At 74.6% G+C, this 13,703-nt stretch carries 14 protein-coding genes and 1 riboswitch; of the genes, 6 read left to right on the top strand and 8 right to left on the bottom strand.

What is annotated here, in order from left to right; all coding sequences use genetic code 11:
* Positions 1–31: 31 nt before the first annotated feature.
* Entirely contained in the window at positions 32–670 is a 639-nt protein-coding gene (locus ACZ3YO_RS33225; RefSeq protein ID WP_465576903.1) for a helix-turn-helix domain-containing protein, read from the bottom strand.
* Between the two features lie 281 nt (positions 671–951).
* Between ACZ3YO_RS33225 and ACZ3YO_RS33220 the strand changes: the two genes are divergently transcribed.
* The 3 genes from ACZ3YO_RS33220 (at position 952) to ACZ3YO_RS33210 (ending at position 2,667) form a co-directional block, all read left to right on the top strand.
* Positions 952–1,656, top strand: coding sequence for an HAD family hydrolase (locus ACZ3YO_RS33220; RefSeq protein ID WP_465576901.1), 705 nt, complete (start codon positions 952–954; stop codon positions 1,654–1,656).
* Positions 1,657–1,684: 28 nt separating this feature from the next.
* Positions 1,685–2,134, top strand: a complete 450-nt coding sequence (locus tag ACZ3YO_RS33215) for an NUDIX domain-containing protein (protein ID WP_465576898.1) — start codon at positions 1,685–1,687, stop codon at positions 2,132–2,134.
* A gap of 176 nt (positions 2,135–2,310) precedes the next feature.
* On the top strand, positions 2,311–2,667 hold the full coding sequence (locus ACZ3YO_RS33210) for a hypothetical protein (protein WP_465576896.1): 357 nt from the start codon (positions 2,311–2,313) through the stop codon (positions 2,665–2,667).
* Between the two features lie 132 nt (positions 2,668–2,799).
* Here ACZ3YO_RS33210 and ACZ3YO_RS33205 read toward each other — a convergent pair whose 3' ends face one another.
* The 7 genes from ACZ3YO_RS33205 to ACZ3YO_RS33175 all read right to left on the bottom strand — a co-directional run bounded on the left by ACZ3YO_RS33205 (position 2,800) and on the right by ACZ3YO_RS33175 (position 10,397).
* The gene (locus ACZ3YO_RS33205; protein WP_465576894.1) at positions 2,800–4,308 is read right to left on the bottom strand and encodes a hypothetical protein; all 1,509 of its coding nucleotides are present in this window, start codon (positions 4,306–4,308) and stop codon (positions 2,800–2,802) included.
* Between the two features lie 317 nt (positions 4,309–4,625).
* The gene (locus ACZ3YO_RS33200; protein ID WP_465576892.1) at positions 4,626–5,798 is read right to left on the bottom strand and encodes a magnesium and cobalt transport protein CorA; all 1,173 of its coding nucleotides are present in this window, start codon (positions 5,796–5,798) and stop codon (positions 4,626–4,628) included.
* 354 nt (positions 5,799–6,152) lie between these two features.
* A riboswitch (M-box (ykoK) riboswitch) is annotated at positions 6,153–6,326 on the bottom strand.
* Between the two features lie 137 nt (positions 6,327–6,463).
* On the bottom strand, positions 6,464–7,441 hold the full coding sequence (locus tag ACZ3YO_RS33195; protein WP_465576889.1) for an ATP-grasp domain-containing protein: 978 nt from the start codon (positions 7,439–7,441) through the stop codon (positions 6,464–6,466).
* Positions 7,442–7,674: 233 nt separating this feature from the next.
* Positions 7,675–7,959, bottom strand: coding sequence for an SHOCT domain-containing protein (locus ACZ3YO_RS33190; protein WP_396322290.1), 285 nt, complete (start codon positions 7,957–7,959; stop codon positions 7,675–7,677).
* 62 nt (positions 7,960–8,021) lie between these two features.
* Positions 8,022–8,483 (bottom strand): DUF6325 family protein, encoded by a 462-nt coding sequence (locus ACZ3YO_RS33185; protein WP_396322289.1) that lies wholly within the window; start codon positions 8,481–8,483, stop codon positions 8,022–8,024.
* 283 nt (positions 8,484–8,766) lie between these two features.
* A complete protein-coding gene (locus ACZ3YO_RS33180; RefSeq protein WP_465576886.1) occupies positions 8,767–9,525 on the bottom strand; it encodes a class I SAM-dependent methyltransferase in 759 nt (252 codons plus the stop codon).
* 227 nt (positions 9,526–9,752) lie between these two features.
* Complete coding sequence (locus ACZ3YO_RS33175; RefSeq protein WP_465576884.1) at positions 9,753–10,397, bottom strand: lysophospholipid acyltransferase family protein; 645 nt, start codon at positions 10,395–10,397, stop codon at positions 9,753–9,755.
* A gap of 159 nt (positions 10,398–10,556) precedes the next feature.
* Here ACZ3YO_RS33175 and ACZ3YO_RS33170 point away from each other — a divergent pair, with 159 nt between their 5' ends.
* The 3 genes from ACZ3YO_RS33170 to ACZ3YO_RS33160 all read left to right on the top strand — a co-directional run bounded on the left by ACZ3YO_RS33170 (position 10,557) and on the right by ACZ3YO_RS33160 (position 13,678).
* Positions 10,557–12,038 (top strand): phosphatase PAP2 family protein, encoded by a 1,482-nt coding sequence (locus ACZ3YO_RS33170; RefSeq protein ID WP_465576881.1) that lies wholly within the window; start codon positions 10,557–10,559, stop codon positions 12,036–12,038.
* Between the two features lie 249 nt (positions 12,039–12,287).
* The gene (locus ACZ3YO_RS33165) at positions 12,288–12,497 is read left to right on the top strand and encodes a hypothetical protein (protein ID WP_465576878.1); all 210 of its coding nucleotides are present in this window, start codon (positions 12,288–12,290) and stop codon (positions 12,495–12,497) included.
* A 227-nt stretch (positions 12,498–12,724) separates the two neighbouring features.
* Positions 12,725–13,678 (top strand): STM4015 family protein, encoded by a 954-nt coding sequence (locus tag ACZ3YO_RS33160; RefSeq protein ID WP_465576875.1) that lies wholly within the window; start codon positions 12,725–12,727, stop codon positions 13,676–13,678.
* The last annotated feature ends 25 nt before the right edge of the window (positions 13,679–13,703 follow it).

Below are 13,703 nucleotides of genomic sequence, written 5' to 3'. Positions count from 1 at the left end.
GCGGGGCCCGGACGGAACCCCCGCTTGTCAGCTAACGATCGGAGGTTCCCGGTCGCGCCCGGACGTGCATGCGCTCGCCCTGGGCGCCGAACAGGCTCAGGAACTCGACTGCGTTCGGCCCGGCGTTGCCGAAGGCGTGCGGGATCCGGGTGTCGAACTCGGCCGCCTCGCCGGCCGTGAGCACCAGGTCCTGCGAGCCGAGCAGCAGGCGCAGCCGGCCCGCCAGGACGTACACCCACTCGTGGCCCTCGTGCACCTTGGGCTCCACCTCGGGGCCGGCCCGGAAGCCCGGGGGCATGATCTGCTTGTAGGCGTGCAGCCCGCCGAGGTGGCGAGTGAGCGGGACGAAGGTCTGGCCACCCCGGGTGAACGGGCGGGCGTGGACCCGCGGGTCCCCGGTGGCCGGGGCGCCGACCAGCTCGTCCAGCGGGACGCGGTACTCCCGGGCCAACGGCAGCAGCAGTTCCAGGGTGGGCTTGCGCCCACCGGACTCCAGGCGGGAGAGGGTGCTCAGGGAGATCCCGGTGGCCTCGCTCAACCGGCCCAGCGTGGTCCCCCGTTCACGCCGCAGCGCCCGCAGCCGCGGACCCACCGCGTCCAGGACGGTGGAGAGCTCCTCGGTGACACCGGGTCCGTCCGCGGCATCGTCGGTGCGGTGGGAATGGGCCATGCCTTCTATCTGCCGGTCCGGCAACCGGGTTTGTCAAACGGGCAGCACCTGGGCGAGGCGCGGCGCATCCGCAGTGCGGGGCCGTGGGCGGGGCCCGCGGGCGGGGTGTCCGGCTGGGATCCGCCGGCGGGCCCGGCGATGCCGGGTGCCCGGCCGAGCCTGCCGGCTCCTCCCGTACCCGAGGGGTGAGCAGGGCCGTTCGGCCCGGGGAGCCCTTCCCGAAAATCCGGGCAGGCCGGCGCGATTCCGGTTAGGGTCACCGGGTAGTCAGTGTAATGATCTTGGGGGTCTTGATGCCGCACACCGGGCAGGTACTCGTCTTCGACGCGGACGACACACTGTGGGAGAACAACGTGCTGTTCGAGCGCGTGATCCACGACTACCTGAACTGGCTCCGGCACCCCACGCTCGACCAGGCCCAGCTGCGGGCCGTCCTCGACGACGTCCAGAGGGCCAACGCCGTCACCCACGGGTACGGCAGCCGGATGCTGCTGCGCAGCCTCGGTGACTGCGTCGAGAAGCTGCGCGGCAGGCCCGCCACGGCCCAGGAGCTCTCCGAGATCGAGGAGTTGGCCGCCGTCCTGGTCGGCTACCGGGTGGAACTCATCGCCGACGTCGCCGAGACCCTCTCCGTCCTCAGCGGCCGGCACACGCTGCTGATGCTCACCAAGGGCAACCGGGAGGAGCAGCAGCGCAAGATCGACGGCTCCCGACTGGCGCACCACTTCAAGGCGATCGACATCGTCGACGAGAAGGACGCCGCGACCTACCGCGGCTTCGTGGCGGAGCACGGCCTCACCCCCGCCACCAGCTGGATGATCGGCAACTCGCCGAAGTCCGACATCCTGCCGGCGCGGGCAGCAGGCATGAACGCCGTCTTCATCCCCAACGACCACACCTGGGTGCTGGAGCACAGCGAGCTGGACCCGGCCGACGACGCCGTCCTGCGGCTTCGCACCTTCCGTGAGCTCCTCGACCACTTCTGACCGTCCTCGCCACCGGAGGCACCACCGCATGAACCCCACCTCGATCGAACGCCCCGCCGAAAGGGCACTCACCGCCCCCACGGTGTCCTGCGTCTTCGTCTGCCACGACGGCAACGGCCGCATCCTGCTGGCCCGGCGCAGCGCCGGCGCCCGGGACGAGCCGGGCACCTGGGACACCGGAGCGGGGGCGCTGGAGCACGGCGAGTCCTTCGAGTCGGCCGTGCGGCGCGAGGTCCGCGAGGAGTACGGCGCCGAGGCCCTGGCCGTCGAGACCCTGGGCGTACGCAACATCCTGCGCGGCACCCCGGTCTCGCACTGGGTCGCGGTCCTGTTCGCCGTCGAGGTGGACCCTGCTCAGGTCGTCATCGGCGAGCCCCACAAGTTCGACGCCCTCGACTGGTTCGGCCTCGAGGACCTGCCCCAGCCCCAGCACTCCCAACTCGCGGAGACGCTCGCCCACTTCGCTGCCGCCCGCTGACCGCGGCACGATCAGCGGCATCGCCGCCGCGTGGCCGGTGGCGGGCCGGCGAGCACCGACAGCGCGACCCGGGTGCTCGCCGGCCTGTCCGGCTCCGGTGACTCCACGCAGGAACTCAGCCGACTCGACGTCGATTGCCCCGGTCTCATCCGGAACGACCGGTTAGGCTGCCGGGTGTGCGAGTCCAACTGACCCGGGACAGTGTCGCGATGGGCGACGACGTCGCGGCGCCACACGCCGGGACGCGGGACGTGCCGGACGACACCTCCGTCCGGTCGCTCCTCGACGGGATCCTGTCCGCCGGCTACCTCGCCACCGTCGCCGGCGGGCGGGCCACCTGGATCGCCACGGCCGGCGACGCCACGCCGCTCGCCGTCCTGGCCCAGCAGTGGGCGGCGCCGCGCCTGCTCCCGGCCGGCCGGACCCCGCTCACCACCCACGCCGGTCCGGACGGCACCCTACGGCTGCACTTCGGCTACCGGGCCCAGCTCGATCCGGAGGCCGAGTACGCGCGCCTGGGTGGATGCCGGTGACGAGCCAGGGGCGCGGGAGGTCGCGGCGGAACGCGCCCTCGTCCTCCGGCTCGAGGTGTCCGACTCCCCTCCGACCACCCGTCGGCTCCCTACCGACCATCCGGCGGCTCCCTACCGACCACCCGTCGGCCCCTATCGGTACTCCCGGAGCCGCGGCCGGACGCCCAACGCCGTGAGGGCGAGCGACGCCGCCAGCGTCAGCGCACCGAGGGCGGCCGTGGTGGTGTCGAGGTCCGAGTCGGTCTCCGCGACCGCCTCGTCCATCGCCCGCGCGTTGACATCGAGGGTGTCCCCGATCGCGCGGGCCAGCCGCTCGAAGTCGTAGTTGGACTGCCCGGGCGCCAGGCCGGTGTTGAGCGTGACCGCCTCCTTCAGCCGCCCGGCGTCGCGCAGTTCGCGGATCCGCCGGTCCTCCAGCTGGTACGCCTGGAACGCCGCGAGCACGCGCTCTGCGGCCTCCTGCTCGCCGGGGAAGGTGATGTTGCGCAGCTCGGTGCCGAGGAAGCCGCCGAACGGGACGGCCGCGTGGTCGGCGCGGTGGCGGCCCGCGACGGTGGCCAGCCGGGCGTTGTAGTCCGCGAGCGTGGCACCGTCGACCCGGGCGACGGCCTGGGTCTTGTCCAGGAAGCTCTGCTGGTACGCGGCGGCGCGGGCCGGGTCGGTGAGGTAGCGGCTCTCGTCGGCGTTCAGGTCGTACGCGACCGCGCGGGCCCGGCTGAGAGCGATCACGGAGTCGTAGGCACTGCTCTTGGCGACCACCAGATGCTCGTCGGCCCGGGTCACCAGGTGGAGCCCGACCGTCAGGGCGACGACGGTCAACAGGGTGACGGCGGCGAGCGGCGGGTTGACCAGGCGGCGGTAGCGCACCGCCAGCAGCCGCTGGAGCCCGGCGAGGGCGGCCAGCGCGAGCAGGCCGGTCCCGAGGATCCACCAGCGGCCGGTGGCGAGGTGGGCGCGGCCCCCGCCGTATACGCGGTCCACGGTGGCGCCGCTCGCCGCGCCCACCTCGTCGGCGGCGGGCAGCAGCCGCTGCCGCAACAGGTCGGTGGCTTGGCGGTAGGCGTCCAGCGCCGCCGGGGAAGGCTGCCCGGCCGGGGCGCCGGCCTGCTCCTCCAGCAGTTCGGCGCGGGCCACCAGCGCTTCGTATCCGCCGAGTTGGCCGAGTACGGTCTGCACCGCGCGCTGTCCGGCCGGGTCTCCGGTGGCGGCCTCGGCGGCCTGTTGGAGGTCCGCGTCGGCCTGGGTGCGGCGCTGTTCGTAGGTGTCGAGCGTCTGACGGCGCAGCGGCGCGAAGTCCGGGTCGGCGCCGAGCAGCAGGAGGTTGGCGGCCTGGGCGTCCATGTCGCTGAGCGCGAAGTAGAGGTCGGCGGCGCGGGCCGCCTGCGGGGCGTCGCGGTGGCCGATGGCGTCGGTGTCGGCGCGGGCACCGGTCAGCACGGCGGCGGCCGCGGCGCCCGTGCCGAGCAGGGCGGCCAGGCAGAGCGCGGTGAGGGCGCGGACCAGGCGCGGGGTGGTCCAGGGCAGCGGCCGGCCGGCGCGCCGCCGCAGGGCGCGCGCGATGGTCGCGGCCCGCGGCCCCGGGGCGGTCGGTCCGGGCCCCGCCTCCCCCGGCGAGCCCGTCCTGCCCGGGCCGGCGGCCACCGTGCCCGCACCCGCTGCGACCGAACCCGCCGCACCTGAACCCGATGTACCCGAGCCCGCCGTGGCCATGGCCGCGCGTCCCCCTCCCCCGTAGAGCGGACCCGCCCGTACTCCCCACGAAGCAGAAGCGGAACCGTTTCCTCACCGCCGACGCTATGCCGCGGTGATCGGGGGACGGGCCGCCCCTGACGCCTCCTTGACGCCGTCGGCCACCCCTCTTGACGCCTTCTTGACGCGAGCCGGACCCTGGACGCGCTCCGGTCGGTGACGACGTGCCACAGCCCGCGGGGCGCCCGGTCCGCCGGGCGCCCCGCCGCCTACAGCCAGTCCCGCTTCTTGAAGATCACGTACAGACTCGTGCAGACCGCCGCCATCAGCAGGATGGCGAACGGGTACCCGGCCGCCCAGTGCAGCTCCGGCATGTTGTCGAAGTTCATGCCGTAGATCGTCCCCACCAGCGTGGGTGCGAACAGGATGGCGGCCCACGAGGAGATCTTCTTGATCTCGTCGTTCTGCACATGCCCGGCCTCGGCGAGCTGCTTCATCTCCTCGTTCTGCCGCTGCGAGACCAGGGTCGCGTTGACGGTGAGGATGTTCTGCAACATCTGCCGGAAGCCGTCCACCCGCTCGGCGGCATACGTGGCGTGGTCGGCCACGTCGCGCAGGTAGCGCTGGAGCTCGTCGTCGGTGCCGTACTTGCCGAAGCCGGCTTCCAGGCTCTTCATGATCTCCAGCAGCGGCCGGGTGGCCCGCTGGAGCTCGATGACCTCGCGGGAGAGCTCGTAGATGCGCCGGGAGACCTGCGGGTCGCCGCCGAACACCTCGGTCTCGATCTCGTCGATGTCGTGCTGGAGCCCGGCGATCACCGGCGCGTAGCCGTCGACGACCGCGTCCAGCACCGCGTAGAGCACGGCCTCGGGGCCGAGCGCGAGCAGCTCCGGGTCGGCCTCCAGCCGGCTGCGGACGGCGGACAGGTCGGGCGCCTGCGAGTGGCGCACGGTGAGGACGAAGTCGGGGCCGACGAAGAGGTGGATCTCGCCGAAGTCGACCTCCTCCACGTCGTCCAGGTACCGGGCGGCGCGCAGCACGACGAAGAGGGTGTCGCCGTAGCGCTCCAGCTTGGGCCGCTGGTGGGCGACGATCGCGTCCTCGACGGCCAGTTCGTGCAGGCCGAACCGCTCGGCGGCCTCCAGCAGCTGGGCCTCGGCGGGCCGGTACAGCCCGATCCAGGCCATCGTGCCGGGCTTGCCGGGCAGCTGGCGGTAGACGTCGGCCAGGCCGGCCGGCTCGCCGGCCCGGCGGCCCTCGCGGTAGACCGCGGCGTCCACGACGGAACGCTCCAGCGTCACCGGCTCGGTGGGCTGCTCGTGCCGCGGGTCCATCGACTGCTCGGGTGCCGGCTGGCCGTCACCGCTGCCGGCGGTGGCGGTGACGGGACGGGAGAACGGACGCTTGCTCGCGCGCACGGCGCGCACACGCCAGTCGGACATGGCGGGTACCTCCACGGTTCGGTGTCCGCCGCCGGGGACCGCGGTCGCCGGGCGGGGCAGGAAGGGGAGACGCCCGGCCGTCCTCCACCGCGCACGGCGCCCGGCCGCGCGGCGGTGCCCGTCGGTGTCAGCGGGCGGCGCGGCGGCAGGGGGTGGGAGCGGTACGGGAGGAGGGTTGCCGGGTGCCAGGAGATGAGGGGGACATCCTGGGACGGGGCCGACTTCGGCCCGGACTACTGGACTCCACAGCTCTCACCTCCTCGCCGTCGGGCGCCCGCACACCGGGTCGCCGTTACCGGGCCATCAGGAGGATCCACCCCGCGCGGCCACGGGCACGCGGGCCCGCGGGACGGGTGGGCACCCCTGATCTCGTCAGAGCTTTGGCACGCCACGGCGTAGCACCCGGAGGTGCAGCCACTTGGGGTCACCCCTTAGGCCGGGGAGACCTGTCCTGAACCTGGGCGTCTCTCGACGTCGTGGGGTCAGTGGCCTGTGTCCGTGGCGACGCCTCACCGAACGAGGTGCCTTCACAACCTCACCGAGTCTAGTACCCTCCCGGGCCTCCCTCCGACCATCCTCCCTCCGGCCGGCAGCCGGGCAGGCCCGGCACTCCGCCTCGCGGCCGGGGGCGGGCCGGCCCGGCACTCCGCCTCGCGGCCGGCCTGCTACCGCGGCGCGAGGTGGGCGGCGGCGTACGGAACGGCGACGGTCTCCAGGCCGCCGACGGTGCCGAAGACCGGGTGGACGTTGACCTCGAAGACCACCCCGCCGTTCTCCGCCGCGAGGTCCACCCCGGCCAGCGGAAGGCCCAGCGACTTGGTCGCGGATACTGCCAACTCGGCAAGTCCGGCCGGGAGTTCGGACTCCTTCAGCAAGGTGGAGACGGCGCCCTGGCACTCGTTGCAGGGCGCGTCCGGGTCCGGCTGCACATGCTCCACCGCGCGGACGACCCGCCCGCCGAGCACCACCACCCGGTACTGGTGGCGCCGGCCGTCCGCGGTGAAGTTCCCGGCGTCACGGGCGAGCAGCCAGTCGGCACCCGCCGCGGCGTAGTGACGCGCGGCGGCAGCGAGTTGGGCGCGGGTGGTGACGTGGAAGACGTCGTTGCCGCCCATGCCAACGGTCGGGCGGGCCCAGACGTCGCCGCCGAGCCGCTCGAACGCCTCGGCGGCAGCCTCGGGGCTCGGCCGGGAGAGCGCGATGGTGGGCATCTGCGGGATGCCGTCGCGGGCGAACCGCTCGACCGTGCGGTCTTTCTCGGTGGCCGCCCGCCAGGCGTCGGTGTCCGTGCCGAGCGATCGGGCGCCGCACTGAAGCAACTGACGCTGGCACGACTCGAATTCGCGGCGCCGGTGCGGCGGGATCTCGTAGACGAGCACCGCCTCCGCCGTCACCGCGATGCCCTCCGCGGGCACCTCCAGACGGACCGCGCCGGCGTGCCCGGCACCGTCCGGCCCGGCAGCGTCCGCCCCGCCGTCCGTGCCGTCCGCCCCGGTGCCGCCCCGCCCCGCCCGGGTGATGCGGCCGGTACCGCCGGTCATGAAATGCCGCGCGTCGAGCTCGACGGGCGCTCGGCCGGTGAGCAGCCGTACCGCGGCGGACAGGGTCTCCCGGCTACCCTCGGTCGAGCTGTGATCGGTCATCAGAACGAGCTCGCGTGGACCCATGCCGTCATGGAAGCGCCGCCCCGCCCGCCCCGGCAAGACCGCCTATCCCGCCGGTTCACCTCCCGCTGGCCGAAACCACCCTGTCCGGCGCCCGGCCGCACGCGAGTTCCGCGGGCGGCGGGTGCGCCGGATTCCGCGGAGCGGGCCCGCCGGGTGCCGCCGGCCCTACGTGCTGCGGGGCTCGGGCCGGCGGCTCTGCCCGCCCCGTGTCAGCCGCCGAGTATGCGGGCCTTCTGGGCGGCGAACTCGTCCTCCGTGAGGACGCCCTGCTCCTTGAGGGCGGCGAGTTCCTTGAGCTGGCCGATCTTGTCGTCCATGGACGGGGGCGCCGCAGCCTCCGGAGGCGGCGGCTCGCTGTAGGCCTGCTGCTGGGCCGCGGCCGGTTCCTGCTGGGCCCAGCGGCCGGCCTGGCGGCGGGAGACGCGGTTGGAGACCGCGGTGGCCGTTCCGGCGACGACCGCGGTTCGGGCGACTCCCCGAAGTAGTCCGGGCATGGCATCCTGCCAGTGGTGAGAAGGGGGACGGTACGAGCATCGGACCTGTCGTCTCGGTCCGGTCAGGTCGTGGAGTCGAGCACCTCCAGCGCCTCGATGACGTCCTGGACGGGAACACGGCCACCCGCGATCATGCGGGCGCCGGCGCGGCGCAGGGCCGCCGCCAGGGGCGCGGCCCACAGGTTCTCGTAGAGGAGGACGGCGGCGGAGTCACCGGGCGCGAGGAGGGACCCGGCTTCGGTGAGGTCGCCCTCGTCGAACAGTCCCGAGGAGGCACCTTCGAAAACGGTGAGATCGAGCTTCCCGTCGCCGGTCACGTCGGCCAGTTCGAGCCCGGTCACCGTGCCGTCGTCCTGCTTGGTGACGAACGTCAGGTCGAGGATACGAATGATGCCGCGATCGACCAGGTCGACCAGGAGCGGCATCCCTTCACCGGTCAACCGGCTGCCGGGGAATTCGATGACCACGTAGTCGATGGGGCCGGGTTCGTCCAGCTCGCCCGATCCGTTGGGTTCGTTGCTCACAACAGCTCCTGGAATCCTGAGCGGTGAGGCCGGGTGATCTGGTCCGGGGGCGCGAGCGGCCCCGCCGAAGGGCGGCACGCGGTGGCGGGCGGCCGGCGCATCCGCGGGCCCTCGGTCACCCGCCCTTGATCCGCACGCCACTGCCCGGACCGGCGGCCTCGACCGGTTCGGGCCGGGGGCCGGGAACCACACGGACCCACCCGTCAGGCCAGCCCCTCCCACCAGGCTAGCCCGCCGACCCGAACCCGGCCCGCCCGGGCGCCGGGGCACCGGGGGTTCCGGCTCAGACCGGCTTACGGGCCTCGATCAGGAAGCGGGCGGAGTACGCGACGAACGGCCCCTCCGCCCGGATCAGCGCGTCGAGTTCGCGCAACCGGTCACGGTGGGAGTCGACGGTGAAGCCGGGAACCATCCAGATCACCTTCCGCAGGAAGTAGACCACCGCCCCGATGTCGTGGAACTCGATGCGCAGCCGCTCCGACCGCAGGTCCACCACCTCCAGCCCGGCCGCCCGTGCGTCGGCGCTCTCGCCGTCGGGGTGCCTGCCCACGCGCGCCTCGGGCTGCGGCCCGAGGAAGTACTCGACCAGCTCGAACACCGACGCCGGCCCGACGTGCTGTGCGAAGTAGGTGCCGCCGGGCTGCAGCACACGGGCGATCTCCGCCCACCAGACCGTCGCGGGGTGCCGGCTGGTCACCAGGTCGAACGCCGCGTCGGCGAAGGGCAGCGGCGGCTCGTCCGGGTCCGCGACGACGATCGCGCCCCGCGGGTGCAATAGCTTCGTCGCCCTGGCGATGTTCGGCGGCCACGACTCGGTGGCGACCATGGCCGGCGGGAAGCTCCCGGCCCCCGCCAGCACCTCGCCGCCGCCGGTCTGGATGTCCAACGCCGCCGCGGCCGCCCCCAGCCGCTCCCCCAGCAGCCGCTGGTACCCCCAGGACGGCCGCTGCTCGGTGGCCCTCCCGTCCAGCCAGGAGAAGTCCCAGCCGTCCACGGACACGGCCTCGGCCTCGGCAATCAGCTCTTCGAACGTACGCGACATGCCCGCATCATCCCGGCACCCGGAGGCCCCGGCCAACCGGCTTTCGCCCCGGCCGGGGCCGGCCGGGCGGCGGCCCGGCAGCGGTGTACGGGGCGCGGCCGCGCTGTCCGCAGTGTCCGCGATGCGGCGATGCGGCGATACGGCGATACGGCGATGCAACGGTGCGGCCCCGCGGCGATGCGACAGCGTGGCCGCCCGAGTGCCCGCACCGCCTCCCGCCCGCCCCCTCAGCGGGCCGCGGCCCCCGCCGCCACGCGCCAGGCCGCCGTCACCGCATCGTGCGCCGCCCTCGTCGCGGCGACCGGGTCGCCACCGAGGCGCAGCGGCGCGCCGAGGTGGACGTGCAGGGACGGCCGGCGGGCGGGGGCGGTAGCGAGGCCGGCCAGCTGCTTCAGCGGGCCGCCGGACGCGACCCGGCGGGCGCCGGCCTGGCCGAGGGGGACGACGGGCGCGCCGGTGGCCGCCGCGAGGCGGGCGACGCCGCTGCGGAAGGGGCCGGGCGGGCGCTCGCCGGAGTCGCGGCGCCGCGGCAGCCCGCCCTCGCCGTAGATCAGCACCACGCGCCCGGCGGCGAGCGCGTCGGCGGCCGCGTCGAGCGCCTCGGCCGCGCGCTCGGTGCCACGGTGGACGGGAATGTGGCCGTCCCGCCGCAGCAGCCGGCCGAGCACCGGCACCCGCCAGAGACCGGCCGCCGCGAGCACCACCGGCCGCGCGTCGAGGCGGTGCAGGGCGGCGAGCACGATCGCCGGGTCGGTGAGCGCGGTGTGGTTCGCCGCGACGATGCTCCCCGGCCGGAGGTCGGCCCCCGGGTCGACGGTGACCCGCAGGGTGCCGACGGCGGGGACGAGGAGGGATGCGGTGCGGCTGAGCATGGCGGTGACGTGATCCTCCGATGGGCGGGCGAGCTGCCGACCAGTCTCCGCCGCACCACCGCGCCGCACCTGAGTACCCGTACTCAACCGGGTACTCGTCCCGGGCCCCGGAGGGCGCCGCACCTGCCGACGCGCGCCGCTCGGCCCTAGGCTCGCCCTATGAGGCGACTCGATGCGGTGGACCGGGCCCTGTTCGACCGGGTGGCGCTCGCACGGCTGCGCGGTACCCGGCCGTGGCTGCGCGGGCTGAGCCATGCCGCCGACCACGGGGTGCTCTGGCTGGGCGCGGCGGCGGTGCTCGGCGCGGTCGGCGGGCGGGAGGGACGGCGGGCGGCCTTGCGCGGGATCGGCTCGCTGGCGCTGGCCTCCACGGCGGCCAACATCGCCGCCAAGCAGCTGACCCGGCGGCCCCGCCCGGTGCTCGACCAGGTGCCTGCCGTCCGGCGGCTGCTGCGGCAGCCGGTGACGACCTCCTTCCCGTCCGGGCACTCGGCCTCGGCGGCGGCCTTCGTGACCGGCGTCGCGATCGAGGCGCCGCTGCTGGGCGCCGCGCTGGCACCGGTGGCGGCCGCCGTCGGGGCGTCCCGGGTCTACACCGGGGCGCACTACCCGGGTGACGTGCTGGCCGGGCTCGGGCTCGGTGCGGCCCTGGCGGCGGTGACCGTGCGCTGGTGGCCCCGGTCGAACGACCGTCCGCCGCCCGCCGGCCCGCCTCGCCGCTCGGCCCCGGCCCTGCCCGAGGGAGCGGGCCTGTCGGTGGTGGTGAACAGCGGCTCCGGCAGCGGAGCGCTGCTGCCGGCCGACCCGGACGAGACGGCGGCCGAGCTGCGCGCCCTGCTCCCGCGGGCCGACGTACGGCTCTGCGGCCCGGACGACGACCTGCCCGCGCTGCTCGCCGAGGCCGCCGACCGGGCAGCCGCGGCCGGCGGCGCGCTCGGGGTCTGCGGCGGCGACGGCACCGTCAACCTCGCCGCGTCGCTGGCCGCGGAACGCAACCTGCCGCTGGCCGTCTTCCCCGGCGGCACGCTCAACCACTTCGCGCTGGACCTCGGAATCGACACGCCCGAGGCGACGGCGGAGGCGGTGGCGACCGGTTCGGCGTGCGGGGTCGATCTCGGGCTGGCCGTGGACGACACCGGGCGGCGGGTCTTCCTGAACACCTTCAGCCTCGGCGTCTACCCCGAACTCGTCCGGCTGCGCGAGTCGTTGGAGGACCGCCTCGGCAAGTGGCCGGCCCTGGCGGTGGCCGTCGCCCGAGCCCTGGCCGTCGCCGAACCGGTCACCGTCGAGGCCGGCGGCCGCACCCGCCGCGTCTGGCTGCTGTTCGCGGGCAACGGCGCGTACGACCCGCCCGGGTTCGCCCCCACCCGCCGGACCGGCCTGGCCGACGGCCTGCTCGACATCCGGGTGGTCGACGGCGGCAGCCCGTTCGCCCGCACCAGGCTCACCGCCGCCTTCCTCTCCGGCACCCTCTCCCGTTCCCGCGTCTACCACGCCGCCCGGCTGACCGCGCTCGACCTCGACTCGCTCGGCACCGCGGACCGGATCGCCGTCGACGGCGAGAGCGTCCCGGCGGCCGGCGCACTCCGGCTCGCCAAAACACCCAACGGCCTGACGGTGTACCGGCCTTCGGGCCTGTAGACCATGCTTCCGGGCCTCGCTCGGGCCGCTCCGCGGCGGTGGTGATGCCGCCGGGCGGCCGGGGCTGCCGGGGCGGCGGAGGCCGCCGCCGATCCGCCCCCGCCCCACCGGCGTCACCACCCTCCTCGCCGTGGCGGCGGCCGCTCGGCGGACGACACGCGAGACACCCCGTCCGAGTGACATTCCCCCCGGGTTCGCGACACGAGTCCCTAGTGTGCGGGGCAAGTTGGCCCACGAAGGGATTACGCCATGTACCGCACCGTCCGCACCCTCGCCGTCCTCCTCACCGCCGTCGGCGCCGCTGCGGCCGTCCCGGCCCAGGCCTTCGCCGACGGCCCGACCGTTACCACCACGACCATCACCGTCATCGGCACCGCCAACCAGCTCGCCGGCGCCGACATCTCCAACACCGGCGGCGACCACGTGGTCGGCTCCTTCAACGGCAACGGGGCCTCCTGACGACGCGTTGCACCCACCCACCGCCCGCGCCCCCTCCGGCGCGGGCGGTGTCGCACGTGCGGAGCTCACCGCTGTGCCGGAACGCCGCCGGGTGGTGGATCACCGGCCGCCTCGCGACCGCCTCGCCGACCCGCCCGGGAGCGCGCCCGGTATGTGCCCCGGCCGCCGGATTGTCGGACCCGACTGGTAGACAGTTGACCGGTCCCGACCCCCCGGAGGAGCAGCGCATGACCGTCGGCAAGCACATCGAACAGTTCCACGGCCTCCCCGTCCTCGACTTCGTCCCGGCCGTCGGGCAGGGTGCCGCGCTGCCCGATGCGGCGGCGGTCGCCTGGAAGATCGGCATCGAGTACGACTCGCCGAAGGGCTTCGTCGAGCAATGGCAGCACTTCCTCGGCACCGTCGACACCGAGCGGGTCACCGCCGTCGTCGTCGGCGAGTGGTCGCAGGAGGGGCCGGAGAGCTTCGCCGAGCCGCTGACGGCCATCCTCGCCGCGGCCGGCCGCCTGCCGGCGCTGCGCGCCCTCTTCCTCGGGGACCTCACGTACGAGGAGTGCGAGATCTCCTGGATCGACATGGTCGACGTCACCCCGGTGCTGACGACGTTCCCGCTGCTGGAGGAGCTGGTGGTGCGCGGCGCCGCGGGGGACATGGTGGAGGGTGACGGCCTCTCCCTGAAGCCGGTGCGGCACGAGAGCCTGCGGGCGCTGCGGTTCGAGTCGGGCGGCCTGCCGGCCGCGGTACTGCGGGCGGTCGCGGACAGCGAGCTCCCGGCGCTGGAGCGGCTGGAGTTCTGGCTGGGCGTGGAGAACTACGGCGGCGACTCCACCCTGGAGGACTTGGCGCCGTTCCTCGACGGCTCCCGGTTCCCCGCGCTGCGCCACCTCGGCCTGCAGGACAGCGAGAGGCAGGACGACATCGCCGCCGCCGTCGCCCACGCCCCGGTGGTGGCCCGGCTGGAGTCACTCAGCCTCTCCATGGGCGTGCTCACCGACCAGGGCGCCACCGCCCTCCTGGAGGGGCAGCCGCTCACCCATCTGAAGGCCCTCGACCTGCACCACCACTACCTCACGGAGGCCGTGCAGCAGCGGCTGCGCCAAGCGCTGCCCGGGGTCGCGACCGACCTCTCCGAGGCCGGCAAGCCGGACGACCAGTGGCGGTACGTCGCCGTCGCCGAGTAACCGGGCGGAGTCCTGATGTCCGTAC

Source organism: Kitasatospora sp. NPDC022785 (genome assembly GCF_055561295.1).
Note: the sequence above shows the minus strand (reverse complement) of the source record. Positions and strands in the feature narration are given on the sequence as shown.